The organism is Sphingobacterium sp. B29 (genome assembly GCF_001952815.1).
In the GTDB taxonomy this organism is placed as follows: Bacteria; Bacteroidota; Bacteroidia; order Sphingobacteriales; family Sphingobacteriaceae; genus Sphingobacterium; species Sphingobacterium siyangense.
On sequence record NZ_CP019158.1, the window covers coordinates 1,212,688 to 1,239,146 of the forward strand.

Below are 26,459 nucleotides of genomic sequence, written 5' to 3' on the forward strand. Positions count from 1 at the left end.
ATTAAAAATTAGCATTCAATGAAAAACCGAAACTTCGGGTAGCAGCAGATGAACCAACGTCTACACCTTGTGCCCACCATTTGTTTCCTACTGGAGCTTCAGGATCAAGATTTTTCAATGTGCGGTAGAAGTAGAATAGATTCCTGCCCAACAAAGAAACCTTTAAATTGTTAATTTTAAGTCTTTTGGTGAAGCTGTCCGGAATACGGTAACCAACAGACAATTCTCTTAATTTGATAAAGTTGTTGTCGTATACAGCACCTTTTTCAGTCCAAGAATCTGCACCCCATCCGAAAGTGTTCATGTAGTACTCTGCAGCACTCAAATGCACATCGTTTGCTTTTCCTGTATTGGCGTTAACCCCTTGCAAAGTCACCCCATTTTCGCGGTATGGTAAGGTGTTTTCATATAGACCCGCACTCATGCCGTATTTGAGGTTTTCGGATACCATTTTACCTCCAAAACGATAATCAGCAGTAAAGTCTAACATAAAGTTTTTATAGGTAAATGTATTGGTCCAGCCCCCGATCGCTTTTGGCATAATGTTGCCAGCATATTTGTACTTGGTTTTGTCGATTACATAAAGTCCATCGTCCGAAATCAAGTTATTGCCGTTTTGATCTTTTGCAATGTCATAAACGTAAATATTTCCTAATTTCTCACCCTCTTTTGCGGTAATCTTCAAAGAGTTTTCATCGGCAGAGTAGAATACCAATTCTTCAACACCTGGTGCTAGGGTTTTAACAGTCGACTTATTAAATGAATAGTTCAGTCTAGAATTCCAGGTAAAGTTTTCATTTTGAATTGGCGTACCGTTGATGGAAAGCTCCAAACCGTTATTGGCAATTTTTCCGATATTCAAAATTTGGGAAGTTGCCCCTGTAGAGGCTGGTGTTGTAAGTCCTAAGATCTGATCATCGATATAATTGTTATAGTAACTAACATCTAATCCTAATCTATTTTTTAGAAACTTCAATTCCATACCTACCTCAACCTCATATTTACGCTCAGGACGTAGATTGAGATTTCCATAATTGTTTCTGTAGGTCAATGATGGAACAGCTCCATTTATTGTCAATAATGGATTCTGGTTGTAAGCGATATTTGCTTCGTAGATTGCGGCATCATTACCAACAATACCGTAGGAAGCGCGAAGTTTACCGTAGGAGAACTTATCCGACTTGATATCGAAAGCATCGCTGAAAATAAAGCTACCACTAACGGAGCCATAGCGATAATTATTGTTCGATGAAGGTAGTGTAGAAGAGTATTCAGAACGATAAGTACCGTCTAAGTAAGCAAATCCTTTATAGCCAATATTCAAGGAACCGAAGTAGGCATATTTTAGCATTTCCTTTCTGCTATTTGAAGTTGTTGCCTGCGCGTAACTGTTGCTTAAGCTAAACCAATTTTCTGTGACAAGACCACCTGCTGTACTTGAAGATTGATCATCATAACGTTCTGATCTCGATTGGAAACCTACGCTCGCTGAATAGTCGAAATCAGCATTGATTTTGTTGCTATAGGTTGCCATTACATCACCATACAGAATTGAATAGACTCCTTTTGAAGTAGCAAATCCTCCGGAACTGCTGGTAGTTGAATTGTAAGCTGTTGCGTATTCGTTGTATTGTTTGTTGATGCTCGTTGCAGAAGTTAAGTCATTGCCGATTCTTCCGCGGAGTTTCAGGTGATTTACAACATCCCAGTTTAATGTGGCACTTGTCAAAATCCTATTTTCGGTCTCATCATAACTGTTTTTGTATTGATTCCAAAAATAATCTAAGAGGTTGGAAGCCCGCATCGTGTATTTGAAATCTTCAGGACGTCCTGTTCCAAATTTGGAATATTTGTAGCCATCAGTGGTTTGATACGCATTTTTCATTGCAGACATATCTTCTGTTCTGCTGAAAAATCCGTCAAAACTTCCAAGTACCTGACCCAACAGATAGGTTCTGTTATGGGTGTTGGTATTGATAAAGTTAGCGACGATATCGGTTGATAATTTGTCGCTAAGTTTTAGCGTGCTATTGAGATTGAAGGTATTTCTGTTCTGTTTACTACCAGGGCTTGTACTTTTATAGTCCATTCTGGTCGCACTCAAACGGTAGTTAATTTTCTCTGTTTGGTTTGAGATACCGACGTTAATATTGGAATTGTAGCCTTTGTCAAATACGTCGTAGTAGTTGTTTTCACGTGCTTTGTATTGACGTACCTGTCCGTCCCACCACATAACATCTTCGCCAGTGAATTTTGGACCAAAACTTCCGTAGGATCTATAGTATGGTCTTCTTCCTGATGGAGAATTAGCATCTGTAAACCAACCTTCGGCAGATGCGCCGTTAGCGATGTTTGTCGCGGCATCGTAGCCAGGTCCATAAATATTTTGGAACTTCGGTAAAAAGGCTGCTCTTTCGATTGATCCATTATAGTTGAAGTCAATTCCTAGACCTCTACCTTTTGTGCCTTTCTTTGTTGTAATAACAATTACCCCACTTGCAGCGTCCGAGCCGTATAATGCACTGGCTGCGGCACCTTTTAAGATGGAAATATTGTCGATATCAGCTGGGTTGATGTCCAGCATACCATTACCTCTAATACGTTGATCGTCCCAATAATTATTATTGTTTGCACCAGTCGCACCACCTTGTTGATCGTTACGGATGATGATACCATCGACAACATAGAGGGGTTGGCGTTGATAGTTTAATGAATTGATACCACGGATTTGAACGTTAACCGCACTGGCAGAACCACCCGGAGCAGTGGTAATTTTCACACCTGGGGCTTTACCGTATAGTGCTGATCCAAAGTTGGTGTTACCCGCTTTGGTAATTTCTTCTGCTTTGATATTGCTAACTGCATATCCTAGCGCCTTAGATTCGCGCTTGATACCCATCGCAGTTACAACAACTTCATCTAAAGCTGAAGCGTCCTCGGTTAAGGAGACTTTAATCGATTTAGCGGAAGTAACCGTAATTTCTTGCGTGTGGTAACCGACAATAGAAACACGTAATACTTCTCCCGGAGCGGCTTGAATCGTAAAGGTTCCGCTTGCATTTGTTTGCGTTCCTTTGGCAGTACCCTTAACAGAAACTGTCGCTCCTGAAACAGGACCTTTCGCGTCTGTTACTGTACCAGTAATGGTTTGTTGTGCGTAAAGCGAGGTGGCGCTAAATAGCGTACACAATGCTATACCTGTTGCTTTTTTGTAAAATAGACTCATTTTTTAATGATTAGTATGAATTACAATAAGTAAATGATTAGTGTGGTTATTTATTGAATTAAAATTTTATTGATATGGTTTTCGACTACAATTGCTGCAGTGCCTTTGATTTGTGCGTGTTTGTTTAAAGCTGACATCTGGATATTCGTTGTTTTTGCAATCTCGGGGATACAAAATTCATTGATGGCAATTTGTATTTGCGGATTCAGAATCCTTCCTAATTCTGCACCTCTTCCGCTGACAATAATTTGTTTTGGATTAAGAATATGGATGAGTGTTGATATGCCTTTACCCAGCATGTAACCTATTTTTCCTAAATTATTGATCGCGATTTGATCGCCTACATTCGACGCTTCAATTAAAGCATCTATTTTGTTGAGATTGCTTTTTACGAAGGTGCTGTAAATCGAATATTCGTTATTTTGGATATCAGCTTCCGTGCTTCGAATGGCAGCATCCAACGACGCTTCCACTTCAAGGCACCCTCTTTTTCCGCAAGAACATAAGGTGTTGTCATCCGAAAGTGGGATATGGCTAAATTCTCCCGCAAAACCAGACTCTCCTTTAAAAACGGAGCCATTAATAATAATACCCAATCCTACACCCCAATTTAGGTTGATAATCAGCGAATGATCAATACCCTTAGCCGCCCCAAACTCTTTCTCGGCTATAGCGATACATCTGGAATCGTTTTCTATGACAGTAGATAGCTGATATTTTGCTTCTATGCTATCTTTTATGCGATATAGCGGATGATTATGGGGATAAGATTCATTGACACCCAGCTCGGAGTTTACAAATCCTGGTATGCTAAGACCAATGCCAATTATTTTATTGCTATTGATTCCCGATAATTCTAAAATCGATTCAATTTCACCCAATAGTAAATCAGAAGAATTGCTAGCCTTTAATTCTAAAGGAATATCGCGGTGTTCGATGACTTTTTGCTGATTGAGATCGGTAATGGTAAATGTAGAGAAATGCTGATCGGCTGAAATCGTTAAAATATAAAAATTCAGCGCTGGATTAATTGCGAACTGTAAAGGACGTCTTCCACCAGTGGATTCCGCAAAACCACATTCAACAATTATCTTTTCTTCGAGTAAACGATTGATTATTTTTGTGATGGAAGGTGTACTCTTGGCGAGTTTTTTGACCAACTCTGCAATAGAAAGCGCAGAATCAAAATAAAGGTTTTTCAGTATTTCTTTTTCCATCAGTTTGTGTGGTTTCTAAAAGTTGATTAAACTTTTGTTAAAGATATGTTAAATCGTATATAAGATCAAAATACTTTTTAAAAAACTTTAAAAAGTTACCGTTACGCTTTGTTTTTTTTATTTTTTCTGTAACAATATACCTTCCTGTTTATGCCATTAAATTGTGGATTGCGCATAAAAATGAAGGGTAAATACGTTATATTTACCTTTTAATTATACAATCTGATTATGAAACAACGCTATTACTCCTTGGATGTATTTCGTGGAGCTACTGTGGCACTGATGATTATGGTTAATAATCCGGGTACATGGGCTCATATGTTTGCACCGCTAAAACATGCAGAATGGCATGGATGTTCACCTACAGACCTGGTTTTTCCTTTTTTTCTTTTCGCAGTAGGTAATGCCATGTCTTTTGTTATACCTCGTTTACAGGAGGCTGGACCTGCAGTATTTTGGCAAAAAGTAATTAAACGGACGATCTTGATTTTTGCGATTGGACTTTTCATCAATTGGTGGCCTTTTGTGAAATGGGATGGTGCGGAGCTGGTTTTTAAACAATGGGTGGACGGAACGGATCCGAGCCGGGGAATCCGGATTTTCGGTGTACTCCAACGCATCGCAGTTGCTTATTGTTTTGCTTCGATTTTAGCTTATTATTTTAAAGAAAAAACGATTATCTGGATCTCGGCAATCATACTGTTGTTATATTGGGCAATCTGTGCAATAGCTGGAGGAGCAGATCCCTATAGCTTGGAGGGCTGGTTCGGTACAAAGTATGATATAGCAATCCTAGGTTTACCGCATGTTTACAAAGGGGAGGGGGTGCCATTTGATCCTGAAGGGCTGATGAGTACCTTGCCGACAATTGTTCAGGTTGTCTTTGGCTATTTAGTTGGTGTATTTATTAAAAAGCAAGGTCAGGTGGATTGGCTGTGGACGAAAGTGCCGGCCTCAAGTGAGCCTCATTTTAAATTGCTGGCGGGAATGTTTGTGACCGGATTTATTTTGGTCGTATTGGCTTGGATATGGGCCTTGGGTTTTCCGATCAATAAAAAAATATGGACGAGTTCCTATGTGCTCTATACAACAGGTTTGGCAACCATGACACTCGGTGGTATGATCTGGTTTATTGAAGTGCAGGGTGTCAAAAATAAATTGACACAGTTTTTTGATGTTTTTGGTAAAAATCCGTTATTCATCTTTGTACTGAGCGGTATTCTACCACGCTTTTTGGGATTGTTCCGTATTCCTGATGGCGTAAAAGAGGATGGTACACAAAAATACCTCGACGCTTTTGTCTGGTTTTATAAATATATTTGCGCGAAAGTGCCTGGGATACCAGAAGTTGGTTCTTTTGTTTATTCGCTATGTTTCTTAACGTTGATGTGGGTAATCTGCTATTGGTTGGACAAGAAGAAAATCTACGTAAAGGTTTAGTAGTAGCTGAACCTTTGCTTATTAAATTATTTTGGCAACCGAAGATTTTTGCTATCTTTGCAGCCAATTAATAAAATTTTTAACGCTTTAATATTATTCAGGAAATGTATTTAAGTAAAGAGTACAAAGCTGATATCTTCGCAGAATTTGCTGGATCAGCTACAAACACAGGATCTACTGAAGGTCAAGTTGCTTTATTCACTAAGAGAATTGCTCACTTAACTGAGCACTTGAAAAAAAACAGAAAAGATTTCGGTACACAACGTGCCCTACAAATGTTAGTAGGTAAACGTCGTTCATTATTAGCTTATCTTTACAAAAAAGATATCAACCGTTACCGTGCGATCATTAAAGGTCTAGGTTTACGTGATATTATCAAATAAGCTTTAATACAAAGGTGTTAAGAAAGCCATCCAATTTTTGGATGGCTTTTTTTATTGTGTTTATCGTGCCCGAATTGTTATTGTATTTTTCGCGTCAGCATGGTCGTTTTCTGTTCGTCATGGCCTTTTGTAGTTGTTCAGGACTTTCTTAGGTTAGCGGACGACATTGGCCTATTTATCCCTTACTTCAGTTTCACTATTTAGTCTTTATTTAATCGCTTTTTCCTCGGAGCTTGCTCGCTATTTCTTCGCTTCCAACCGAAGAAGTACCGAACAAGCTCCGAACAAGTACCGAAGAAGCACCGAGGAATCTCCGAAAATGATAGCCATGTTTTATACTTGTCTTATATTGTTTTATACTACGCGACAGGCTAGATTCCTCGTTATAATTGATAAGCCTTTGGAAGCCTTTTTCGAGAAATAAGAGAACTTGAGAAGACTTCAATTGATTCATTGCTTGACAGATTAAGGCGGTTGCTGCCGTATTCCGATGGTTTGATGATTTAGCCTGCTGTTAATTGCACTAATCTTAATATTTTAATTTACCTTTGTGCTGAAATCTAATGTATTTAAAATATTGGCATGCTGCCAACAAGATGAAAAGCATGTCGCAAACAAGATTAAATGAATTACAACGAAATTAAAACGACCATCGATATGGGTAATGGCACCCAGATCGAATTGTCTACAGGTAAATTGGCAAAACAGGCTGATGGGGCTGTAGTATTAAAACAAGGTGATACGATGTTGCTTGCAACAGTTGTTTCAGCTAAAGAAGCGAAATCTGGCGTTGATTTTTTACCCCTTTCTGTAGATTATCAAGAAAAATATGCGGCAACTGGCCGTATTCCAGGTGGTTTCTTACGTCGTGAGGCTAGATTGTCAGATTATGAGGTATTGATCTCACGTTTGGTAGATCGTGCATTACGTCCTTTGTTCCCTGAAAATTATCACGCAGATACACAAGTTGCAATCAGCTTGATCTCTGCAGATAAAGATATTATGCCTGATGCTTTAGCGGGCTTGGCTGCTTCTGCAGCTATTGCTGTTTCTGATATTCCTTTCAATGGACCAATTTCTGAAGTGCGTGTTGCGAAAATTGACGGTCAGTTGGTCATCAACCCAAAATTGTCTGAGCTTGAAAATGCAACTTTAGAGTTTATTGTTGCTGGTTCTGCACAGGATATCGGTATGGTTGAAGGTGAAGCGAAAGAGATTTCTGAAGCTGAAATGGTAGAAGCAATTGCTTTTGCTCATGAAGCTATCAAAAAACAAGTTGCTGCTCAAGTAGAGCTGGCTAACTTAGTTGGTAAAACTGTGAAGCGTGAGTATAACCATGAGCCTGAAAACCTTGAATTGAGAGATGCTATTTTTGCAGCTACTTACGATAAGGTTTATGCTATTGCAAAATCTGCTTCTGCGAAACATGACCGTTCTGAGAACTTCGCAAAAATCGCGGAAGAGTACAGAGCAACAATGCCAGAGGAATTGGATGATGATACCGCATTCTTATTTAAAAAATATTTCCACGATGTTCAGTATGATGCTGTCCGTAACCTGGTTTTGGATGAAGGTATGCGTTTAGATGGCCGTGATGTACGTACTGTACGTCCGATCTGGTCTGAAGTGGATTACTTGCCTGCTGCACACGGTTCGGCTGTATTTACACGTGGTGAAACACAATCATTGACATCGGTTACTTTAGGTGCTAAAGACGATGAGCAAATGATCGATGGTGCTTTTATCAACGGTTATAACAAATTTATTCTTCACTACAACTTCCCTGCATTCTCTACAGGTGAGGTAAGACCTAATAGAGGTCCTGGCCGTCGTGAAGTTGGTCACGGTAACTTGGCTATGCGTTCATTGAAACAGGTACTTCCTGCAGACAGTGAAAATCCATATACGATCCGTGTTGTTTCTGATATCCTGGAATCAAATGGATCTTCTTCAATGGCTACGGTATGTGCTGGTACATTAGCACTTTTGGATGCCGGTGTGAAATTGAAAGCGCCAGTTTCAGGTATTGCCATGGGATTGATTTCTGATGAGAAAACAGGTAAGTATGCGATCTTATCGGATATCTTAGGTGATGAAGATCATTTAGGTGATATGGACTTTAAAGTAACTGGTACAGAAAAAGGTATCGTTGCTTGTCAAATGGACTTAAAAATCAATGGTTTGAAATGGGAAGTGTTGACGCAAGCTTTGGATCAAGCAAAAGAAGCGCGTTTACACATCTTAGGTGAAATGAAGAAAACAATTTCTGCTCCACGTGAAGATTACAAACCACATGCACCTCGTATCGTTCAATTGTTGATCGATAAAGAATTTATTGGCGCTGTAATCGGACCAGGTGGTAAAATTATCCAAGAGATGCAACGTGAGACCGGTGCTACAATTTCGATCGAAGAAGTTGATAACAAGGGTGTTGTTCAAGTATTCGCAGATAATAAAGCCGCTATCGATGATGCAGTAGGTCGTATTAAAGCAATCGCTTCTAAACCAGAGATTGGTGAAACTTACGAAGGTAAAGTGAAATCAATTATGCCATTCGGTGCTTTCGTTGAAATCATGCCTGGTAAAGATGGTTTATTGCACATCTCTGAAATCGACTGGAAACGTCTTGAAACAATGGACGGTATTTTCAAAGAAGGTGATAAAGTAACGGTTAAATTGTTGGATATCGACAAACAAGGTAAAATGAAGCTTTCGCGTAAAGCCTTATTGCCTCGTCCTCCAAAAGAAGACAAACCAAAGCAGGATAAACCTGCCGGTGAAGCTCCTGTAGCTGGTGCTGGACAAGAATAGGTTTATTCCTTTCAAATGATATGAAAAGCTCGCTTTAAGCGGGCTTTTTTTATGGAAAATAAGGCTTACCTTCATCTTTATCCTATGAAAAGTATACTTCGTTTGTTTCTGTTTAAACCTGGTCAGATTTTGGTGTTTGTCCTCATGCATGTGACCGTGTATGGTCAGCGGTCTTATGGGGATAAATTCCAGGAGCTATCTGCCACTGTACAGCATTATGCAGCTAAAAATAATATGATCTTGCCCAAGGGACGTTATGAGTTTTATAAACTGGATCGTGCCATTTTGTGGTCCTATAAACAGGATTTATTTTGGCCTCTTAATAGGTTAATCTTAAAGGATAAAGCTATCAGAGATTCAATGACAGATGAGCTTTACATTAATTTTGATCGGGAATATAACCGCTTTGTGATGGATGTGTATGAAAGCCCTTATAAATTTAACGAGGCGAGACCATTTGAAGCACTTTCCGTGCAGGGCTCATTCAGAGGTGGGATGTCACCGCTTGTGGAACATTTGTCCAAGTTTTTATTGGATCATCAAGGACGCTGGGGCCTCAATCTGTCTTCTTTTACCTTATATATGGATCGTGAGCTTAGTGCTGTGCCCTTAGCATACGATGGCGAGCCAGAAGTAGTGAAATTGCTTAAGGAATTTTTTGAGGAGGCCAAGATTCCCCATAAACCTGGTATTTACTATGGGAATCCAATGTATTGTTCGTATCGATTTGACTGGATGGCTAATAAAAATAAAGAGATTACGCTCGATTGCGCGGTATATAAAGACTATTTTAATATACTGTTTAGTGAAACGAAGTTATATGCGCTGGGAGGGACTTGGAATAGCATGGATGGACAAATGTCTTTTTTTTATGATCGAAAAAATAGCTGGAAACAGTTTGCTGCCCGGCGGGATGTCAAACGAATTTTGGATTTTTTAAATGAGGAGGCTGTTGTTAATCTATTCAAGCTACACCATGGTAATAAAAGATTTAGCGGCGATTATTGGCTTGATGTCGTTATGCTGAAATAGGGGAGTAGTAAGGTTTATATGTAGATCAGAAAACAAATCAGGCTGTCAATTCGACAGCCTGATTTTGTGGTTTTATAACATGATAACACCTTTTATCTTCGCCACTTCTTTGTAGAAGTAGATCACCTGATCGGCGTCTTTTACGTTCAAGTTTACCGTAATTGAAGTATACTTACCTGTTTTGGAATCCTTAAAATCAAACTGAGCACCTGTGTCATCAAATACGCTTTGGATCTGATTGAAGTGGTCCTGATCTTTTGGTAAGATAAATTTATACGTATAGTCCTTTGGGAATGTTTCTAAATCTTCTAAGCGCTCTTTAAAAGTTTCATAGAAGTCTTTTGGATTATCACCTCCGTCAGGGATGTCTTGTATATTGATGTTTTTGTAATCTGCCATGTTTTGTTTCTCCTTAAATATGTTATTAAGGTATTAACAAATATTAATCCAGTAATGTTTTACTGACAATATTTCAGTTAATTATTGTCAATGCTTGAAGGCCAATCGGCTTTGTTTTTACCAAAGTTTTTGTTTGGCGTAGCACTCATCTCGATTTCCATCTGTCCACCTTCTAAAAGCTGCGCATGTGTAATGAACGACTTAGCATAAGGTTTACCATTCAATTTGATCGATTTAATGTATTGATTTGCTTTACCTTGATTTTTAACATCGATCGCTAACGTTTTGCCATTTGGTAAATTGATGTTCGCATGTTGCATCATCGGGGATCCGAAGACATAAACACCACTCATTGCATTCAGTGGATAGAAGCCCATTGCTGAGAACACATACCATGCGCTCATTTGTCCGACGTCATCATTGCCACATAGACCAGCTGGACTGTTTGTGTAAAACTCCGTCATCGCCTTACGGGCTAGAGCTGCACCTTTCCAAGGTTGTCCAGCATAAGCATATAAGTAAGGGATATGATGGTTTGGCTCGTTCCCTTGTGCATATTGGCCGATTAGTCCTGAAATATCTGGAGAAGCTTCACCACCAAGATCCGATGACATGGTCGTAAAATAATCCAGTTTTTTCAAAAATTTCTCCTCGCCACCGAAAAGATTGATCAGACCTTTGACATCTTGAGGTACCAGCCAGGTATATTGCCAAGCATTTCCTTCGCAATAATCATTCTCGCGGTGTTTGGCCATCAATGGGTCGAAAGGTCTGCGGAATTCCCCATTGGCTTTTTTACCGACGAAATGACCTACTTCTTTGTCAAAATACTGCTCGTATAGTTTGTAGCGTTTTTTGAAATAGGCCGCGTCTTCTGTTTTACCGAGCTTTTCGGCAATTTTATAAGCACCAAAGTCGGCAATCGCATATTCTAATGCCCATGCTACAGATTCATTCGGCATGCTGTCGATCGGAATGTAAGTCAGTTCACGAGCATATTTCAGACCATGATCGTTGCCCATGGATGTGGTCTTAACAGCCTCCCAAACCAAAGGATAATCTTTCTCGTCAATAATTCCTTTTAAGAAAGCATCCGCAATGACTGGAATCGCAGGTAGACCCACCATCGTGTTGGTTTCATTACCTTGTAAGTGCCACATTGGCAATTTACCCTGTTGTTGATAGATAGCCAACATTGTCTTGATAAAATCCTGGTTGATTTTACGATCCTCCAAGATGGTCATCAACGGGTGAAGGCCACGGTAAGTATCCCAAAGCGAAAATACCGTATGGTTGACAAAATCCTGTTTCTCGTATACTTGTTTGTCAGTTCCCAAATAATCGCCATTTGCATCGTTAAAGATGGTAGGAGCGAAGTAGGTATGGTATAATGCCGTATAGAAGATTGTCTTCGTATCTTTGTCGGCTTCAAATTGAATCTTATTTAAGGTTTTGTTCCAACGTTGATCCGCTTCTTGTTTTACTTTATCAAAATTCCAGCCCGGGATCTCTGCATTGATATTGTTCAGGGCATTGGTCGAGCTTACGGGAGAAATACCGACTTTAAGTTCGATGGTTTTGTTTTTAACAGCATCAAAGAATAAAGCCGCTTTGATTGCCTGTCCTTTAAATGTTGTTTGGCCTAATTTTTCTTCTTTACCGTCGAAAAATCTTACTTTTTGTATCGGCTGGGAAGTTCTGATCGCAAAATACAATTTTTGGTCAGTTGCCCATCCTGTTGAAAAGCGATAACCAACAAAGGTCGAGTCGTTAACCTGTTTGATGTAGGTGTCTGTCGGTTTATCCCAATTGATATGGTAACCTAAGTCGACCAAAATATGTGCATTGTCTGTTTTTTCATAGCGATATTGATGATAGCCAACACGTTCGGTTGCCGTCAAATTGGCCTGTACCTGATAGTCATCTAAATAAGCGCTATAGAATCCGGGTTTGGCAACCTCATTTTCCTTTTTGAAGGAAGAGCCATAGCCTGTATTCATTTTATTGAATTCCGCTGGCGTTAATTGTAATTTTCCGTTGGCTGGAACGATCATGAGGTCGTTGAGGTCACCGATACCTGTTCCGCTCAGGTGGGTATGGGTAAAACCCAAAATTTCCTGGCTTTTGTAATTGTATCCACTGCACCAGTCCCATCCGTTGAACTTGTCCCAAATCTGTGGAATTTGGGTAGGCCCTAATTGTACAGCACCTAAAGGTACATTTGCACCAACAAAGACGTGACCATGATCCGCGGAACCAATAAAGGGGTTGACATATTGTGTAAGATTTTGCTGGGCTTGCGCACAAAATGGCAAAATTAGTGTGCCCAACACTGTTTTGAGTAGTTTATTTCCTGTCATAGGTTTTGTTCGGGTATTTGAAAACTGCTTAAAATTAGTAAATAAAACCTTTTAGCGCAATTTTATTATTATTTTAGTAAATTGTCGTTAAATTTTTTACTTTAGTAATCTTCGTAATAAAAAACTTAACAAACCTACTACTACTACATGAAGAAACGTATTCTGATCAGTGATATCGCAAAGGCGTTGGGGATTTCTGTAACTACTGTGTCCTTTATTTTGAATGATAAGGCAAAAGAAAAGCGTATTAGTGAGGCTTTGACTAAGCGGGTTTTGGACTATGTCAAAAAGGTCGGCTATAAGCCCAACGAATTGGCAAAAAGTCTCCGCACAGGGAAGACAAAGATTCTGGGTTTGATTATCGAAGATATTTCCAATCCTTTTTTTGGGAATATAGCACGTCTGATCGAAAGTAAGGTCTATGAGCAGGGCTACCGTATTATTTATTGTAGTACCAACAATGATGTAGAAAAGGCGAAGGAGTTAATCCAGATGTTTTACGATCGTCAGGTAGATGGTTTTATTATTACACCTTCCGATGGTTTGGAAGATACAGTAAAGCAGTTGCAGCAGAATAATATTCCGGTTGTGCTCTTCGACCGTTATTTTCCGGGGCTTGAAACAGACTATGTTGGTGCGGACAATTTTCAGGGGGCCTTTGATGCCAGTAACCATTTGTGTCAACAAGGTTATAGACGTATCGGGTTTGTATCGCTCTATTCGGATCAGACCCAAATGAAGGAGCGTTCAGATGGCTATATGAAGGCTATGGATAATAATAAGCAACAAAGTTTTATTCAAAAGATCCAGATGGATGCTTCGGATGAAGAAGCAATGGAACTATTGCGGGAGTTTATCTGTGAAAATAGGCTGGATGCCGTTTTGTTCTCTACGAACTATCTGGCGATTTCGGGTTTGAAGGCTTCCAAAAAATTTAATTTTACGATGCCGGCAGTAATTGCTTTTGACGACCATACGGTTTTTAAGCTGGTCGAACCTGCTATCACGGTTGTTTCGCAGCCGATCAAGGATATTGCTGAGAATCTGATCAATATTTTGTTGCTGCGTCTTCAGGGAAAAATAAAAGCAACACGTAGAATGGTGTTGCCTTGTGAACTGAAAGTTCGTGAGTCGACTAAAGTGAAAGTTACTTCGTAGTATCGGCCACAAATTTCATTGAAATAGAATTAACGCAGTGACGCGTGTTTTTTGTCGTAAAGCCTTCTCCGAGGAACACATGGCCTAAATGCGCGCCACATTTACTACACAGGATTTCAGTGCGGCGACCATCGGCATCGGTGATCCTTGTAATTGCCCCGGGAATTTCATCATCAAAACTTGGCCAACCACATCCAGATTCAAATTTTGACTCCGAACGGTATAGTGGGCTGTCACAACGGCGGCAGATATAAGTTCCTTTGAGCTTATTGTCTAAAAGTTCGCCGGTAAAAGGCCGTTCAGTTCCCTTATGTATAATAATGTATTCCTCTTCTTTACTTAACGGGTTGTATTTTTTGTTTGTTTCCATTGTTGTCGTGTGTTTGGTGTTGAAGCTGGCTTTACTAGGAGCTACCCAATAGGAACGCGTTATTCTTTCGATATAATGAGCTATTCCCTCTATAATAAAGACATCATCCAGATTTTTTTTATTGTTAGCTCGGGACCTGACCCTGGCCAGATCTCCATTTCTCTTGATAAAGTTCTCGATTCGTCTTATAAAGGTAAAGGTACGGAAATTAGGATGAAAAAAAACTTTTTGTGTCTTCTGCGATCCGCTATTTTGAGTATTATAAATTGTCATGGAATTGTCTTATATTTGAGTGGCTATCCAAATGAAAAGTTGTAGCGATGGAACCACTTTAATAGCTTAATGTTGTTTTTATCCTCGTTTAAACGCATTTGTTTAGAATGATTATAAATTGATATTAAAGGTCACAAAATTGTCAGCGATTTGTTAATAAATCATACTTTTGTGGCATTGTTAGGGGGGTAGTGGCTCCTTTAACCATGGGAGTTAATTTTTTACATTCACAAATAAATAGTATAAAGTGCTAAATATGAGAACTATCTCATCCGTTTTGGGAAGCCTTGCGAGGGTGGTGTCAACGAGTTTGATGCTATTATTTGCCGTTACGACGTTGCATGCGCAAGATGTCAAGGAAGGTGAAAAAATCTTCAAATCTAAGTGTACATCCTGTCACGCCATTGACAGAAAAGTGGTTGGTCCTGCTTTAAAGGGGATTCCAGAGACGAAAGACGAAGCTTGGTTAATCAAGTGGATCAAGAACTCTCAGGCTTTAATTGCGTCTGGCGATGCTGATGCAGTTAAAATCTTCGAAGAGAACAACAAGCTTGTGATGACTTCTTTTACTGATTTATCTGACGATCAGATCAAGTCGGTATTAGCGTATATCACAGATGCTTCTAAGGAGAAACCGAAAGAGGCTGCTGCTGGTGGCGCTGGAGCTAAAGATGATAACGCGTCTATGTTCATGATTTTGGGCTTGATCGCAGTTGTTGTTTTGGCTGTTGTCGTTATCGTGGTGTTGAATCGTGTGATCCGTACCTTAGAAAATGTAATTGCTAAAAACCAAGAAGCTATTGCTGCGCAACAAGAGCCAGAAGATAGCCAACGTTTTGTGAAGTTTGCGAAAGCATTCGTTAAGAACAAGAAGTTGGTTGGCTTTACAGTCTTGATGTTAGTTGCATTATTAGCTGTAGGTGGTTGGAAAACAATGTGGAACGTTGGTGTTCACCAAGGCTATCAGCCGGTTCAACCAATTAAGTTCTCTCACCAAATCCACGCTGGTGTTAACAAAATTGAGTGTCAATACTGTCACGGTGGAGCATTTAAATCTAAAAATGCGTCTATTCCATCGGCCAACGTATGTATGAACTGTCACAATACAATCACTGCCTCAGAACATTATGATGGTGAAATTTCTCCGGAAATTGCTAAAATCTATCGTGCATTGGATTGGAATCCTGATACACGTACTTACGGTAACAATCCGAAACCAATTCAATGGGTTCGTATTCACAACTTACCTGACTTTGCTTACTTCAACCACTCACAACACGTTGTGGTAGCTGGTGTTGAGTGTCAAACTTGTCACGGTCCAATCCAAAATATGGAAGAAGTATACCAATACTCTCCATTGACGATGAAATGGTGTGTTGATTGTCACAAAAAGACAGATATCAAATCGGATAACAAATACTATGAAGATTTGATTAAAGCACACGAAAGAATTAAGAAAGGTGAGAAAATGACTGCAGCCATGATCGGTGGTCTTGAGTGTGGTAAGTGTCACTATTAATAATTATTTGAAATACGCAATCTTATATACAGCTTAAATGGATAGCAATAAAAAATATTGGAAAGGTTTGGAAGAGTTAAATCAAACTCCTGCTTTCGTTGAAGGAAGCAAGGGTGAGTTTGCCGAATCTATTCCTGTAGAAGATGTATTAAACGAAGCAGGCTTGAGTACTAAAACTCCTCGCCGTGACTTCTTGAAAGCATTAGGATTTGGTTTGGGTGCTGTTTCTTTAGCGGCTTGTAACCGTACTCCTGTGCATAAGGCAGTTCCTTATTTGATTAAACCTGAAGAGGTAACTCCAGGTATCCCTAACTATTATGCTTCGACGTTCAACGGTCAAAGCATCTTGGTTAAAACTCGTGAAGGTCGTCCGATTAATGTTGAGCCTAACCCGAATGCAATTGGTTTGAACCAAGGTTTAGATTCAACGACTGCTGCTTCTGTATTGGATTTATATGATGAGTCCAAATTGAAACAGGCACAATTGAAAGGTCAAGATGTTGAGTGGTCTAAATTGGATGGGGAAGTTGTTAAAGCTTTGAATGCAGCAGCATCTTCTGGTAAACAAATTACGATCGTTTCTAACACCGTAAACAGTCCTTCAACGTTGGCGGCTATCGCTGCTTTCGCAACGAAATTCCCAACAGTTAACCATGTACAATACGATGCTGTTTCTTACAGCGGTATTATCGAGGCGAATAAAGCTTCATTTGGTAAAGCTGTTGTCCCTTCATACAATTTTGAAAAGGCAAATGTGATTGTTTCCGTTGCAGCTGATTTCTTAGGAACTTGGTTAGCAGGCGAGGAGCATACACAACAATACGCTAAAAACCGTGATTATAAATCGTTGAAAAACGGCAAAATGTCACGTCACGTGCAATTTGAGTCTGGTCTTTCCATGACGGGTACAAATGCGGATGCACGTATCGCAATCAAACCTTCGGAAGAAGGTGCTACATTGGTTGCTTTATATAATGCAATCACTGGTCAGTCTTTGGCTGGTGCTACTGCAAACAAAAAAGCACAAAAAGGTGTCGCTCTAGCGGCGAAAGAATTGGTGAACAGCAAAGGCGCAGCAGTTGTTGTTGCTGGATCTAACGATGTCAATGTACAAGTATTAGTGAATGCAATCAACGTTGCATTAGGTGCTTACGGTACAATCATCGATTTGGATAACTATTCTAAACAATACCAAGGTTCGGATTCTTCGTTCCAAGCTTTCTTAGCAGCAGCGAAATCAGGTCAAGTTGGTGTTGCGTTCTTCTTGAATAGCAACCCGGTGTATGACTACTTCAAAGCAGATGATGTAAAAGCAGCGTTGAAACAAGTTCCTTTCACCTTATCATTTTCGCAACGTGCGGATGAAACAGCTTCTGAATTGACCGCGATTGCTCCAGCAAGTACGTTCTTGGAATCTTGGGGTGATGCGAATCCAAAAGAAGGTTTGTTCTCTATCATTCAACCAACAATCAATCCTGTTTTCAAAACACGTCAAGTTGAACAAAGCTTGTTGACTTGGGCAGGAAATGATACCGATATGTACAACTTTGTTAAGAACTTGTGGTCTACACAAATCTTAGCAGGTTCTACGAAAAACTGGGATGCTGTATTGCAAACTGGTTTTGAATATAAAGGTGCTAAAGCGGCAACAGCTCCTGCTTTTACAGGAAATGCAGCAGCAGCGGCTTCTGCAATTGAAGCATCAAGCAAAGCAATTACCGGTGAGTTTGAGTTGAAACTTTACGAGCCTTCTGCACTTCGCGATGGTCGTTATGGAAACAATGCTTACTTGCAGGAATTGCCTGACCCGGTTTCTAAAGTAACGTGGGATAACTATGCTGCTCTTAACCCGAAAGATGCTGAGAAATTAGGTTTGGGCGAAGACGGTAAAGTAACTGTAAAAGCAAATGGTGTTGAATTGGAATTGCCAGTTGTACAACAACCAGGTCAAGCACAAGGAACAGTTTCAGTTGCTGTAGGTTATGGCCGTACAAAAGTTGGTAAAGCAGGTAATGAAGTTGGTAAAAACGCATTCCCTTTTGCTTCTATCATCAATGGTACAGTACAAGGTGTTGCTAAAGCAACTGTAGCGAAAGCGTCTGGTACTTACCAATTGGCACAAACACAAACACACCACACGATCGAAGGTCGTAACGTTATTCGTGAAACGACATTTGCGAAATATCTGAAAGATCCTAACTCTGAGGCAGGACGCTTTACAGATAATCACAAAACATACGATTTGTGGAACAAATATGAGCAACCTGGTCACAAATGGGTGATGGCGATCGACTTGAACGCATGTACTGGTTGTGGTGCTTGTATCGTTGCTTGTAACGTTGAAAATAATATTCCTGTTGTAGGTCGTGATGAGGTTCGCCGTCGTCGTGAAATGCACTGGTTACGCATTGACCGTTACTATACAATCGAAGGAAAAGATCAAGATCTTACAAAAGAGAAAGAAATTGCAAGAGCTTCGGCTGATTTAGATTTCGAAGATATCACTGTTGTTCACCAACCGATGTTGTGTCAACACTGTGGTCACGCACCTTGTGAAACGGTTTGTCCAGTATTGGCAACAGTACACTCTTCAGAAGGTTTGAACCATATGGCATATAACCGTTGTTTTGGTACACGTTACTGTGCGAACAACTGTCCTTTCAAAGTTCGTCGTTTCAACTGGTTTGCATACTGGAATGATTCACGTTTTGACAACTACCTGAACAATGAGTTCACACAATTGGTGTTGAATCCAGATGTTGTTACTCGTTCACGTGGGGTAATGGAGAAATGTTCAATGTGTATCCAACGTATCCAATCAGGTAAATTGCAAGCTAAGATTGAAAATCGCAAAGTTAAAGATGGCGATATCCAAATGGCTTGTCAACAAGCATGTTCTGCAAATGCAATTATCTTTGGTGATGCAAATGATCCAGAATCAGAAGTGTCTAAAGCATTACGCAACGAGCGTGTTTATTACGTACTTGAGGAAATCAATGTTCAACCGGGTATCGGTTATATGACAAAAGTTAGAAACACTTTTGAGGCGTAATCTTGTACAATATTTGAAATAAAAATACTATGTCATCGCATAACGAATCAATATTAAGAGAACCATTAATGACCGGTAAGGACATTACGTATGCAAAAATTACGGATGATATCTTACTACCGGTTGAAAATAAACCGAATAAAGCATGGTGGATTGGTTTTACCGTTGCTGTATTAGGTGCTTTATTATGGGTAGTTAGCGTTAGTTATACCTTTTGGACAGGTATCGGCGCTTGGGGTCTGAATAAAACTGTAGGCTGGGCTTGGGATATCACCGACTTCGTATGGTGGGTAGGTATCGGTCACGCGGGTACGTTGATTTCAGCTGTATTATTAATCTTCCGCCAGAACTGGCGTAATTCAATCAACCGTTCTGCAGAGGCGATGACGATCTTTGCGGTAATCTGTGCGGCTACATACGTTGTAGCTCACATGGGTCGTCCTTGGTTGGCTTATTGGATTTTCCCACTTCCAAATCAATTTGGATCACTTTGGGTAAACTTCAACTCTCCTTTGGTATGGGATGCGTTTGCGATCTCGACTTACTTTACAGTATCCTTGGTATTCTGGTACTGTGGTTTGTTGCCGGATATCGCGACAATCCGTGACCGTGCTACTGGATTAAAACAAAAAATCTATTCTGTATTATCATTCGGATGGAATGGTTCAGTGAAGACTTGGCAACGTTTTGAAATCGTGTCATTGATCTTGGCAGGTATTTCTACTCCGCTGGTACTTTCTGTACACACGATCGTATCCATGGACTTTGCAACTTCGGTTATCCCTGGATGGCATACAACGATCTTCCCTCCATATTTCGTGGCGGGTGCGATCTTCTCTGGTTTCGCGATGGTACAGACTTTATTGTTGATCTTACGTAAAGTAATGAACTTTGAGAACTACATCACGATGTTCCACATTGAATCGATGAATATCATCATCATGACAACTGGTTCTATTGTGGGGGTGGCTTATTTAACTGAGTTGTTTATCGCAATGTACTCTCGTTCAGAATACGAAATGTATGCTTTCGAGAACCGTATGTTGGGTCCATACGCGTGGGCTTACTGGTCAATGATGACTTGTAACGTAATTTCTCCACAGTTATTCTGGTTCAAAAAAATCCGTACAAGTATTCCTATCTCATGGATCTTATCGATTGTGGTAAACATCGGTATGTGGTTTGAGCGTTTTGTAATTATCGTGACTTCATTGCACCGTGATTACTTGCCTTCATCTTGGGCAATGTTCTACCCAACTTGGACAGACGTAGGTATCTTTGTAGGTTCAATCGGATTATTCTTTACATTATTCTTGTTGTTCTTACGTTTCTTACCAGGTATCGCTATCGCCGAAGTGAAATTGTTGTTGAAATCATCTTCATTACAACATAAAACTAAATTGGCTCAAGAAGGCGCATTCCCTGAGGAACAAGTGAAGTACTTCCAAGAGTCATTAGAGAAATATGATTCAGTGACAGAAGAAGAGATTAAAGAATTATCAGTTAGAAAATAATCAGCAATGAGCAATACAAAATATATATTAGGTAGTTTTGCGGATCCCGATGAAATGATGCATGGGATCGACAAATTGCAAGCAAACAATATAAGTATTTACGACTGCTTTACTCCGATGCCTATTCACGGCATCGAAGCGAAGCTGGGTGTGAAACCTTCTCGCTTGCCTATCGCAGCATTTTGCTTTGGAGCATTAGGAACGACATTAGGTTTTAGTTTGTTGTATTATACAATGGCTTATGATTGGCCGATGAATATCGGTGGTAAACCATCTTTTGGTATGCCGAACTTTGTTCCAGTTACATTTGAGGTTACGATCTTATTGTGTGCCTTGGGTATGGTTGCCACGTTTTTCTTCCGTAACCACTTATTTCCGGGACGTGCACCTCGTGTAATGGACTTGAGAGCAACAGATGATCGTTTCATCCTTGCAGTAGATGCCAAAGAAAATACAGATCACGCTTTGATCGATAGCTTATTGAAAGAAGCTGGAGCTGTTGAAGTTAAGTACAATGATAGAAAATATGTTAGCTATGAATAAGAAGAATTTACTTGGAACGCTATGCGCAGCTGTGGCATTGACAGCACTTGTTTCTTCTTGTGGTGACAAAACAACTCGTAGTACAGGTTTAGAGTTTTCTCGTAACATGTACGATCCGCTTGCTTTCAATCCGGATCAACCTAATGCGAATTTTGCTGATGGAAAAACAGCACAAACACCTCCTAAAGGTACAGATCCAATTGGTTTCACTCGTTTTGAATACGCCAATACATTAGAGGATTATGAACGTGCAGGAAGAGAAGTAAAAAGTCCTTTGGTCGTAAATGCCGAAAATCTTGAAAAAGGTAAAGCTTTGTTCACCACTTACTGCTCGATATGTCATGGAGTAGAAGGTAAAGGTGATGGTCCTATCACAAAAGACCGTAGCGTGACTGATTCAAGAGGTACTCGTCAATTAGAGAACTTTCCTCCGCCACCATCTTATCACAGAACAGATGCGGCGAGCTCTTCACGGGGTGGTTTGATGGCTGACTTGACTGATGGTAAAATTTACCATACAATTTATTACGGACACAACTCCATGGGATCACATGCATCTCAATTGTCTCCAGAGGAGAGATGGAAAGTTGTTATGTATGTTCACGAATTACAAAAGAAATAATCTAACATCAGATATATAAATGGGAACTCACAGTCATCATCACGATTATAATTTCAACGAGCGATACGAGTTTGCTGGCAAAGCTAAAATGGTCAGTATTGTCGCTGTTGTACTAGGCGTAGCTGCTGTAGCTTTCGGGTTGCTTTCGGGCGATCACGTTACTGTAGAGCGTACTTATGCCAACTTGTTATTGATGGGTTATTACTTTACATGTGTATGCGCAGCTGGAACATTCTTTGTTGCCTTGCAATATGTAACACAATCTGCATGGTCTGCAGGTTTGGTACGTATACCTCAGGCTATGGCGAGTGTTTTACCAATTGCATCATTGATTTTATTGGTTATTGTTGGTTTAGGTTTAACTACACATAACTTATATCACCACTGGAATGCAGATGGTATTACTGATCCGCATAGTACAAATTTTGACCCTATTATCGCAGGCAAATCTGCTTATTTAAATGTTCCATTCTTCTTGATCCGTCAGGTGGTATTTATGGGAACATATAGCATTTTTGCTGTTATTTTTGCGAAACTTTCTTATAAAGAAGATTTAGAAGGTGGATTGACTTCTTATAAAAAGTCATTCAAATTGTCGGCAATCTTCTTAGTTATCTTCGGTTTTACTACACCTATCTGGTCTTTCGATACAGTAATGTCTTTAGAGGCACACTGGTTTTCGACAATGTTCGGTTGGTATAACTTTGCAGCAATGTGGGTAAGCGGTATTTCGTGTATCACGATCATCGTTGTTGTATTGAAGAAAGCTGGTTATATGAACTGGGTAAACGAAAATCATTTACACGATTTGGGTAAATTGATGTTCGGTTTCTCGATCTTCTGGACTTACGTTTGGTTTGCACAATTCATGTTGATTTGGTATTCAAACATCCCAGAGGAAACAGTTTATTTCTACAAACGTTGGGAACCTGAATACAAACCTTGGTTTTGGTTGAGTATTATCATTAACTTTGTGGCACCATTGTTACTATTAGTGGATCGCGATGCTAAACGTAAACAAAATGTAATGTTGTTCGTAGCGATTCTATTATTGGCTGGTCACTGGCTAGATTATTATATCATGATCATGCCTGGTACTGTTGCTGAACATAGAGGATTTGGTATCATTGAAATCGGAACTGCACTTGGTTTCTTAGGTTTGTTCATCTTCTTAGTTATGAGTAAATTGAGTAAACAAGCATTGGTGCCTAAAAATCATCCTTTCTTGGATGAGAGTTTGCATCACCAGATATAGTTTCACTTTTAAAGGAAGGTTACGTAAAAACGTTATAAAAGAAATGAGCTTTAAATTAAATAATAGATTCAAATCCATCTCGGGTTTTGTGCTTGCACTAGGATTGCTTTTTGCGACTCCTATCCTAGCAAGTCAACAAGATACAGTAGCATCTGATTCTGCTAAAGCGGCGACTACAGCAGTAGCTGCCCCTGCAGCAACGGATTCGGTTGCAAAAGATACAACAGCGGCAGCAGGTACTGCTGCTGTTGCATCTGCTAGTTCTTCTACAGAAGCTAGCGCTGCTGCTCCTGCTGTTGAAGAAGTGAAGCAAATAGACCCTCAGGTTTATAAAAACTTCACGTATTATGTCTTGTTATTCTTGGTTATATGTACAGTTGTTGCCGTTATCGGTAAAGTACTTTCGATCTATGAATTGACAAGAAAGATGAACGGTAAATACAATCCGTTTGCGAATAACACGTTTCAATCGGCATTGTTATTCATTTTCTTGGTTGTATTCCTTTACGGTGTATATTGGTCATATGTACACTGGGGAGCCGCTTATTGGAGATCTGCAGTAACTGAGCACGGTGAGCGTATTGATACGATGTTTATCATTACGACAGCAATTACAACATTTGTATTGGTTATCACACACATCTTGTTGATGACATTTACATTCTTGTACCGCATGCGTGCAAAACGTCAGGCTTATTATTATCCTCATAACAATGCAATTGAGAAATTGTGGACAATTGTTCCCGCTGTTGTTTTGACAGTTTTGGTATTGTTCGGTTTCTTTACATGGAGATCAATCACAAATATTCCTGAGGATCTACAAAAGTCAGCATTACAAGTTGAGGTATTAGGCGAGCAATTCCAATGGAATGTCCGTTATGCTGGTTCAGATGGGATTATTGGTAAACGTAATTATAAAATGACGACACCAACCAACCCTTACGGTATTGACTTTAATGATAAAAATTCTTGGGATGATATTCAAGGATCTGAAATTTGGTTGCCTGTAAATAAACCAGTTCGTTTCCATATCGTTTCAAAAGATATTATTCACTCTTTCTATATTCCTGATTTCCGTGTTCAGATCAATGCGGTACCGGGAATGACAAATTACTTCCAGTTCACACCTACTGTTACAACAGAAGAGATGCGTGATCGTTTGGGTGATTATAACTATGACTTCGTAATGTTGTGTAACAAGATCTGTGGATCTGGTCACTACAACATGCAAAAGAAAGTGGTTGTCGTAACTGAAGAGAAATATAAAGAGTGGTTAGCTAAACAAAACAAATATTTTACTGAGGATTTGCAAAAAGAGTTCAGCGGTAAAACAGCTAACGTGAAAAAGGATAGCGTACAAGTTACAGCATCTTTGAACTAATTAAGAATTTTTGAATATAAAATCGAATATGTCAAGTACAGTAATATCGCATAGCGCTGAACATCACGATTCGCACGGCCATCATCACGAGGAGTCGTTCATCAGAAAGTATATCTTCTCGGGTGACCACAAGATGATTGCTAAGCAATTCTTGATCACTGGTATCATCATGGCAGTTTTTGCGATGCTTTTATCAGTATTATTCCGTATCCAATTAGCATGGCCGGATAAAGAGTTCCCTATATTAGAAGTATTCTTGGGTAAATGGGCTGAAGGCGGTCGTATAAAACCGGAGTTTTTCCTTTCCTTGGTAACCATTCACGGTACCGTTATGGTATTCTTCGTGTTAACGGCTGGTCTATCAGGTACTTTTAGTAACTTATTGATTCCATATCAAATCGGAGCACGCGATATGGCATCTCCTTTTATGAACATGTTATCTTACTGGTTGTTCTTTGTAGCATCAGTGATTATGGTTGCATCGTTCTTCGTAGAAAGTGGACCTGCTTCTGCTGGTTGGACAATCTATCCGCCACTATCGGCTGTTCCTACTGCAATCGCAGGATCTGCAACTGGTATGACTTTGTGGTTGGTGAGTATGGTTCTATTTGTAGCTTCACAGTTGATCGGTGGTATTAACTATGTAAGTACAATTTTGAACATGCGTACAAAAGGAATGGACTTATGGAAAATGCCTTTGACAATCTGGGCGTTCTTCTTGACTGCTATCGTGGGTATGTTGTCATTCCCAGTATTGGTTTCGGCGGTTGTTCTATTGATTTTTGACCGTGCTGCTGGTACGTCATTCTATTTGTCGGATCTTGTTGTTCAAGGACAAATTTTACCGAACGAAGGTGGTTCACCAATTTTGTTCCAACACTTGTTCTGGTTCTTAGGTCACCCTGAGGTATATATCGTTGTTATGCCTGCTTTAGGTTTAACTTCTGAGGTTATTGCGACCAACTCACGTAAACCAATCTTTGGTTACCATGCGATGGTTTATTCATTGATCGGTATCACCGTATTATCGTTTATCGTATGGGGTCACCACATGTTTGTAACAGGTATGAACCCGTTCTTGGGTGGTGTATTTATGATTACAACATTGATTATCGCGGTTCCTTCTGCTGTAAAAGCGTTTAACTATCTTGCAACGTTGTGGAAAGGTAATATCCGTTTCACTCCAGCGATGATGTTTGCTATCGGTTTGGTATCGTTCTTTATCTCTGGTGGTTTGACAGGATTGTTCCTAGGTAATGCAGCGTTAGATATCAACTTACACGATACGTATTTTGTTGTTGCCCACTTCCACTTGGTAATGGGATCGGCGTCAATCTTCGGTATGCTTTGTGGTGTTTACCACTGGTATCCTAAGATGTTCGGTCGTATGATGAACACAAAATTGGGTTATTTACACTTCTGGTTGACTTTCATTGGTGCTTACATGGTATTCTTCCCAATGCACTTTATGGGTATCGATGGTGTGCCTCGCCGTTACTATGCATTTACAGAGTTTGCTTTCATGGCGAAATGGGTTTCTGTCAACAAATTGGTAACATGGGCTGCAATCATCGCTGCTTTAGGTCAGGTAGCTTTCTTGTGGAACTTCTTTACATCGATTTTCTTCGGTAAAAAAGCCCCACAAAACCCTTGGCAGTCAAACACATTGGAATGGACTACTCCGGTAGAGCATATCCATGGTAACTGGCCAGGAGAAATTCCAACTGTACACCGTTGGCCTTACGATTACAGTAAGCCAGGTCATGGTGAGGATTTTATTCCTCAAAGTGTTCCTTTCTCTGAAACAATGAGCTCTAATTTGCCTCATGATTTCGAAGGAGACGAGGAAGCTGAGCGTATCCAGGCAGAATGGAATGCTCAAAATGGTAGAAAAGACTAATAAA

General features: G+C 39.9%; 19 protein-coding genes. 13 read left to right on the top strand and 6 right to left on the bottom strand.

Annotated features, from left to right (window positions below):
- Position 1: 1 nt before the first annotated feature.
- Both BV902_RS05105 and BV902_RS05110 read right to left on the bottom strand, forming a co-directional pair.
- On the bottom strand, positions 2–3,226 hold the full coding sequence (locus BV902_RS05105) for a SusC/RagA family TonB-linked outer membrane protein (protein ID WP_075991032.1): 3,225 nt from the start codon (positions 3,224–3,226) through the stop codon (positions 2–4).
- 50 nt (positions 3,227–3,276) lie between these two features.
- Entirely contained in the window at positions 3,277–4,443 is a 1,167-nt protein-coding gene (locus BV902_RS05110) for an ROK family protein (RefSeq protein WP_075991033.1), read from the bottom strand.
- A gap of 228 nt (positions 4,444–4,671) precedes the next feature.
- On the opposite strand from BV902_RS05110, the gene BV902_RS05115 reads away from it, so the two are divergent.
- Complete coding sequence (locus BV902_RS05115; protein WP_075991034.1) at positions 4,672–5,883, top strand: acyltransferase family protein; 1,212 nt, start codon at positions 4,672–4,674, stop codon at positions 5,881–5,883.
- A gap of 104 nt (positions 5,884–5,987) precedes the next feature.
- The gene (gene rpsO / locus BV902_RS05120; RefSeq protein WP_046674145.1) at positions 5,988–6,266 is read left to right on the top strand and encodes a 30S ribosomal protein S15; all 279 of its coding nucleotides are present in this window, start codon (positions 5,988–5,990) and stop codon (positions 6,264–6,266) included.
- Positions 6,267–6,477: 211 nt separating this feature from the next.
- Here rpsO and BV902_RS27225 read toward each other — a convergent pair whose 3' ends face one another.
- On the bottom strand, positions 6,478–6,720 hold the full coding sequence (locus tag BV902_RS27225) for a hypothetical protein (protein WP_139144929.1): 243 nt from the start codon (positions 6,718–6,720) through the stop codon (positions 6,478–6,480).
- A gap of 170 nt (positions 6,721–6,890) precedes the next feature.
- On the opposite strand from BV902_RS27225, the gene pnp reads away from it, so the two are divergent.
- Together pnp and BV902_RS05130 are read left to right on the top strand one after the other, a co-directional pair.
- Positions 6,891–9,077 (top strand): polyribonucleotide nucleotidyltransferase, encoded by a 2,187-nt coding sequence (pnp, locus tag BV902_RS05125; RefSeq protein WP_075991035.1) that lies wholly within the window; start codon positions 6,891–6,893, stop codon positions 9,075–9,077.
- Positions 9,078–9,161: 84 nt separating this feature from the next.
- Positions 9,162–10,109, top strand: coding sequence for a hypothetical protein (locus tag BV902_RS05130; RefSeq protein ID WP_157625890.1), 948 nt, complete (start codon positions 9,162–9,164; stop codon positions 10,107–10,109).
- A 72-nt stretch (positions 10,110–10,181) separates the two neighbouring features.
- On the opposite strand, the gene BV902_RS05135 is transcribed toward BV902_RS05130, so the two are convergent.
- Positions 10,182–10,508: a DUF493 domain-containing protein gene (locus BV902_RS05135; RefSeq protein WP_070563528.1), complete on the bottom strand. Its 327-nt coding sequence runs from the start codon at positions 10,506–10,508 to the stop codon at positions 10,182–10,184.
- A 77-nt stretch (positions 10,509–10,585) separates the two neighbouring features.
- A complete protein-coding gene (locus BV902_RS05140) occupies positions 10,586–12,868 on the bottom strand; it encodes a GH92 family glycosyl hydrolase (RefSeq protein ID WP_075991037.1) in 2,283 nt (760 codons plus the stop codon).
- A 147-nt stretch (positions 12,869–13,015) separates the two neighbouring features.
- Between BV902_RS05140 and BV902_RS05145 the strand changes: the two genes are divergently transcribed.
- The gene (locus BV902_RS05145) at positions 13,016–14,026 is read left to right on the top strand and encodes a LacI family DNA-binding transcriptional regulator (RefSeq protein ID WP_075991038.1); all 1,011 of its coding nucleotides are present in this window, start codon (positions 13,016–13,018) and stop codon (positions 14,024–14,026) included.
- Here BV902_RS05145 and BV902_RS27965 read toward each other — a convergent pair.
- Complete coding sequence (locus BV902_RS27965) at positions 14,016–14,459, bottom strand: methionine-R-sulfoxide reductase (protein WP_410528650.1); 444 nt, start codon at positions 14,457–14,459, stop codon at positions 14,016–14,018. The two genes, BV902_RS05145 and BV902_RS27965, sit on opposite strands and share 11 nt — an antisense overlap.
- A gap of 466 nt (positions 14,460–14,925) precedes the next feature.
- Here BV902_RS27965 and BV902_RS05155 point away from each other — a divergent pair, with 466 nt between their 5' ends.
- From BV902_RS05155 to BV902_RS05190, 8 genes are read left to right on the top strand one after another with little or no spacing between them, the layout of a single operon-like run.
- Positions 14,926–16,188 carry a cytochrome c3 family protein gene (locus tag BV902_RS05155; RefSeq protein WP_070563536.1) on the top strand — a complete coding sequence of 421 codons (1,263 nt, stop codon included), beginning with the start codon at positions 14,926–14,928 and terminating at the stop codon, positions 16,186–16,188.
- A 37-nt stretch (positions 16,189–16,225) separates the two neighbouring features.
- Positions 16,226–19,240 carry a TAT-variant-translocated molybdopterin oxidoreductase gene (locus tag BV902_RS05160; RefSeq protein ID WP_075991039.1) on the top strand — a complete coding sequence of 1,005 codons (3,015 nt, stop codon included), beginning with the start codon at positions 16,226–16,228 and terminating at the stop codon, positions 19,238–19,240.
- Positions 19,241–19,269: 29 nt separating this feature from the next.
- Positions 19,270–20,754: an NrfD/PsrC family molybdoenzyme membrane anchor subunit gene (nrfD, locus tag BV902_RS05165; RefSeq protein WP_046674137.1), complete on the top strand. Its 1,485-nt coding sequence runs from the start codon at positions 19,270–19,272 to the stop codon at positions 20,752–20,754.
- Between the two features lie 6 nt (positions 20,755–20,760).
- Positions 20,761–21,297 (top strand): DUF3341 domain-containing protein, encoded by a 537-nt coding sequence (locus BV902_RS05170; RefSeq protein WP_075991040.1) that lies wholly within the window; start codon positions 20,761–20,763, stop codon positions 21,295–21,297.
- Positions 21,281–21,919: a c-type cytochrome gene (locus tag BV902_RS05175; protein WP_286833372.1), complete on the top strand. Its 639-nt coding sequence runs from the start codon at positions 21,281–21,283 to the stop codon at positions 21,917–21,919. Before BV902_RS05170 ends, BV902_RS05175 begins: the two co-directional genes overlap by 17 nt.
- A 19-nt stretch (positions 21,920–21,938) precedes the next feature.
- The gene (locus BV902_RS05180) at positions 21,939–23,174 is read left to right on the top strand and encodes a quinol:cytochrome C oxidoreductase (RefSeq protein ID WP_075991041.1); all 1,236 of its coding nucleotides are present in this window, start codon (positions 21,939–21,941) and stop codon (positions 23,172–23,174) included.
- 43 nt (positions 23,175–23,217) lie between these two features.
- A complete protein-coding gene (locus BV902_RS05185; RefSeq protein ID WP_075991042.1) occupies positions 23,218–24,555 on the top strand; it encodes a cytochrome c oxidase subunit II in 1,338 nt (445 codons plus the stop codon).
- A gap of 28 nt (positions 24,556–24,583) precedes the next feature.
- Positions 24,584–26,455 carry a cytochrome c oxidase subunit I gene (locus tag BV902_RS05190; RefSeq protein ID WP_172462307.1) on the top strand — a complete coding sequence of 624 codons (1,872 nt, stop codon included), beginning with the start codon at positions 24,584–24,586 and terminating at the stop codon, positions 26,453–26,455.
- Positions 26,456–26,459: the final 4 nt, after the last annotated feature.

Excerpts from the sequence above, each read along its gene's own strand:
- BV902_RS05140 (WP_075991037.1), bottom strand. The coding sequence starts at position 12,868 with ATGACAGGAAATAAACTACTCAAAACAGTGTTGGGCACACTAATTTTG.
- pnp (WP_075991035.1), top strand. The coding sequence starts at position 6,891 with ATGAATTACAACGAAATTAAAACGACCATCGATATGGGTAATGGCACC.
- BV902_RS05110 (WP_075991033.1), bottom strand. The coding sequence starts at position 4,443 with ATGGAAAAAGAAATACTGAAAAACCTTTATTTTGATTCTGCGCTTTCT.
- BV902_RS05135 (WP_070563528.1), bottom strand. The coding sequence starts at position 10,508 with ATGGCAGATTACAAAAACATCAATATACAAGACATCCCTGACGGAGGT.
- BV902_RS05185 (WP_075991042.1), top strand. The coding sequence starts at position 23,218 with ATGAGCTTTAAATTAAATAATAGATTCAAATCCATCTCGGGTTTTGTG.
- BV902_RS05160 (WP_075991039.1), top strand. The coding sequence starts at position 16,226 with ATGGATAGCAATAAAAAATATTGGAAAGGTTTGGAAGAGTTAAATCAA.
- BV902_RS05155 (WP_070563536.1), top strand. The coding sequence starts at position 14,926 with ATGAGAACTATCTCATCCGTTTTGGGAAGCCTTGCGAGGGTGGTGTCA.
- BV902_RS05145 (WP_075991038.1), top strand. The coding sequence starts at position 13,016 with ATGAAGAAACGTATTCTGATCAGTGATATCGCAAAGGCGTTGGGGATT.
- BV902_RS05175 (WP_286833372.1), top strand. The coding sequence starts at position 21,281 with ATGTTAGCTATGAATAAGAAGAATTTACTTGGAACGCTATGCGCAGCT.
- BV902_RS05190 (WP_172462307.1), top strand. The coding sequence starts at position 24,584 with ATGTCAAGTACAGTAATATCGCATAGCGCTGAACATCACGATTCGCAC.
- BV902_RS27225 (WP_139144929.1), bottom strand. The coding sequence starts at position 6,720 with ATGAATCAATTGAAGTCTTCTCAAGTTCTCTTATTTCTCGAAAAAGGC.
- BV902_RS05180 (WP_075991041.1), top strand. The coding sequence starts at position 21,939 with ATGGGAACTCACAGTCATCATCACGATTATAATTTCAACGAGCGATAC.
- BV902_RS05115 (WP_075991034.1), top strand. The coding sequence starts at position 4,672 with ATGAAACAACGCTATTACTCCTTGGATGTATTTCGTGGAGCTACTGTG.
- BV902_RS05105 (WP_075991032.1), bottom strand. The coding sequence starts at position 3,226 with ATGAGTCTATTTTACAAAAAAGCAACAGGTATAGCATTGTGTACGCTA.
- BV902_RS05170 (WP_075991040.1), top strand. The coding sequence starts at position 20,761 with ATGAGCAATACAAAATATATATTAGGTAGTTTTGCGGATCCCGATGAA.
- rpsO (WP_046674145.1), top strand. The coding sequence starts at position 5,988 with ATGTATTTAAGTAAAGAGTACAAAGCTGATATCTTCGCAGAATTTGCT.
- BV902_RS05130 (WP_157625890.1), top strand. The coding sequence starts at position 9,162 with ATGAAAAGTATACTTCGTTTGTTTCTGTTTAAACCTGGTCAGATTTTG.
- nrfD (WP_046674137.1), top strand. The coding sequence starts at position 19,270 with ATGTCATCGCATAACGAATCAATATTAAGAGAACCATTAATGACCGGT.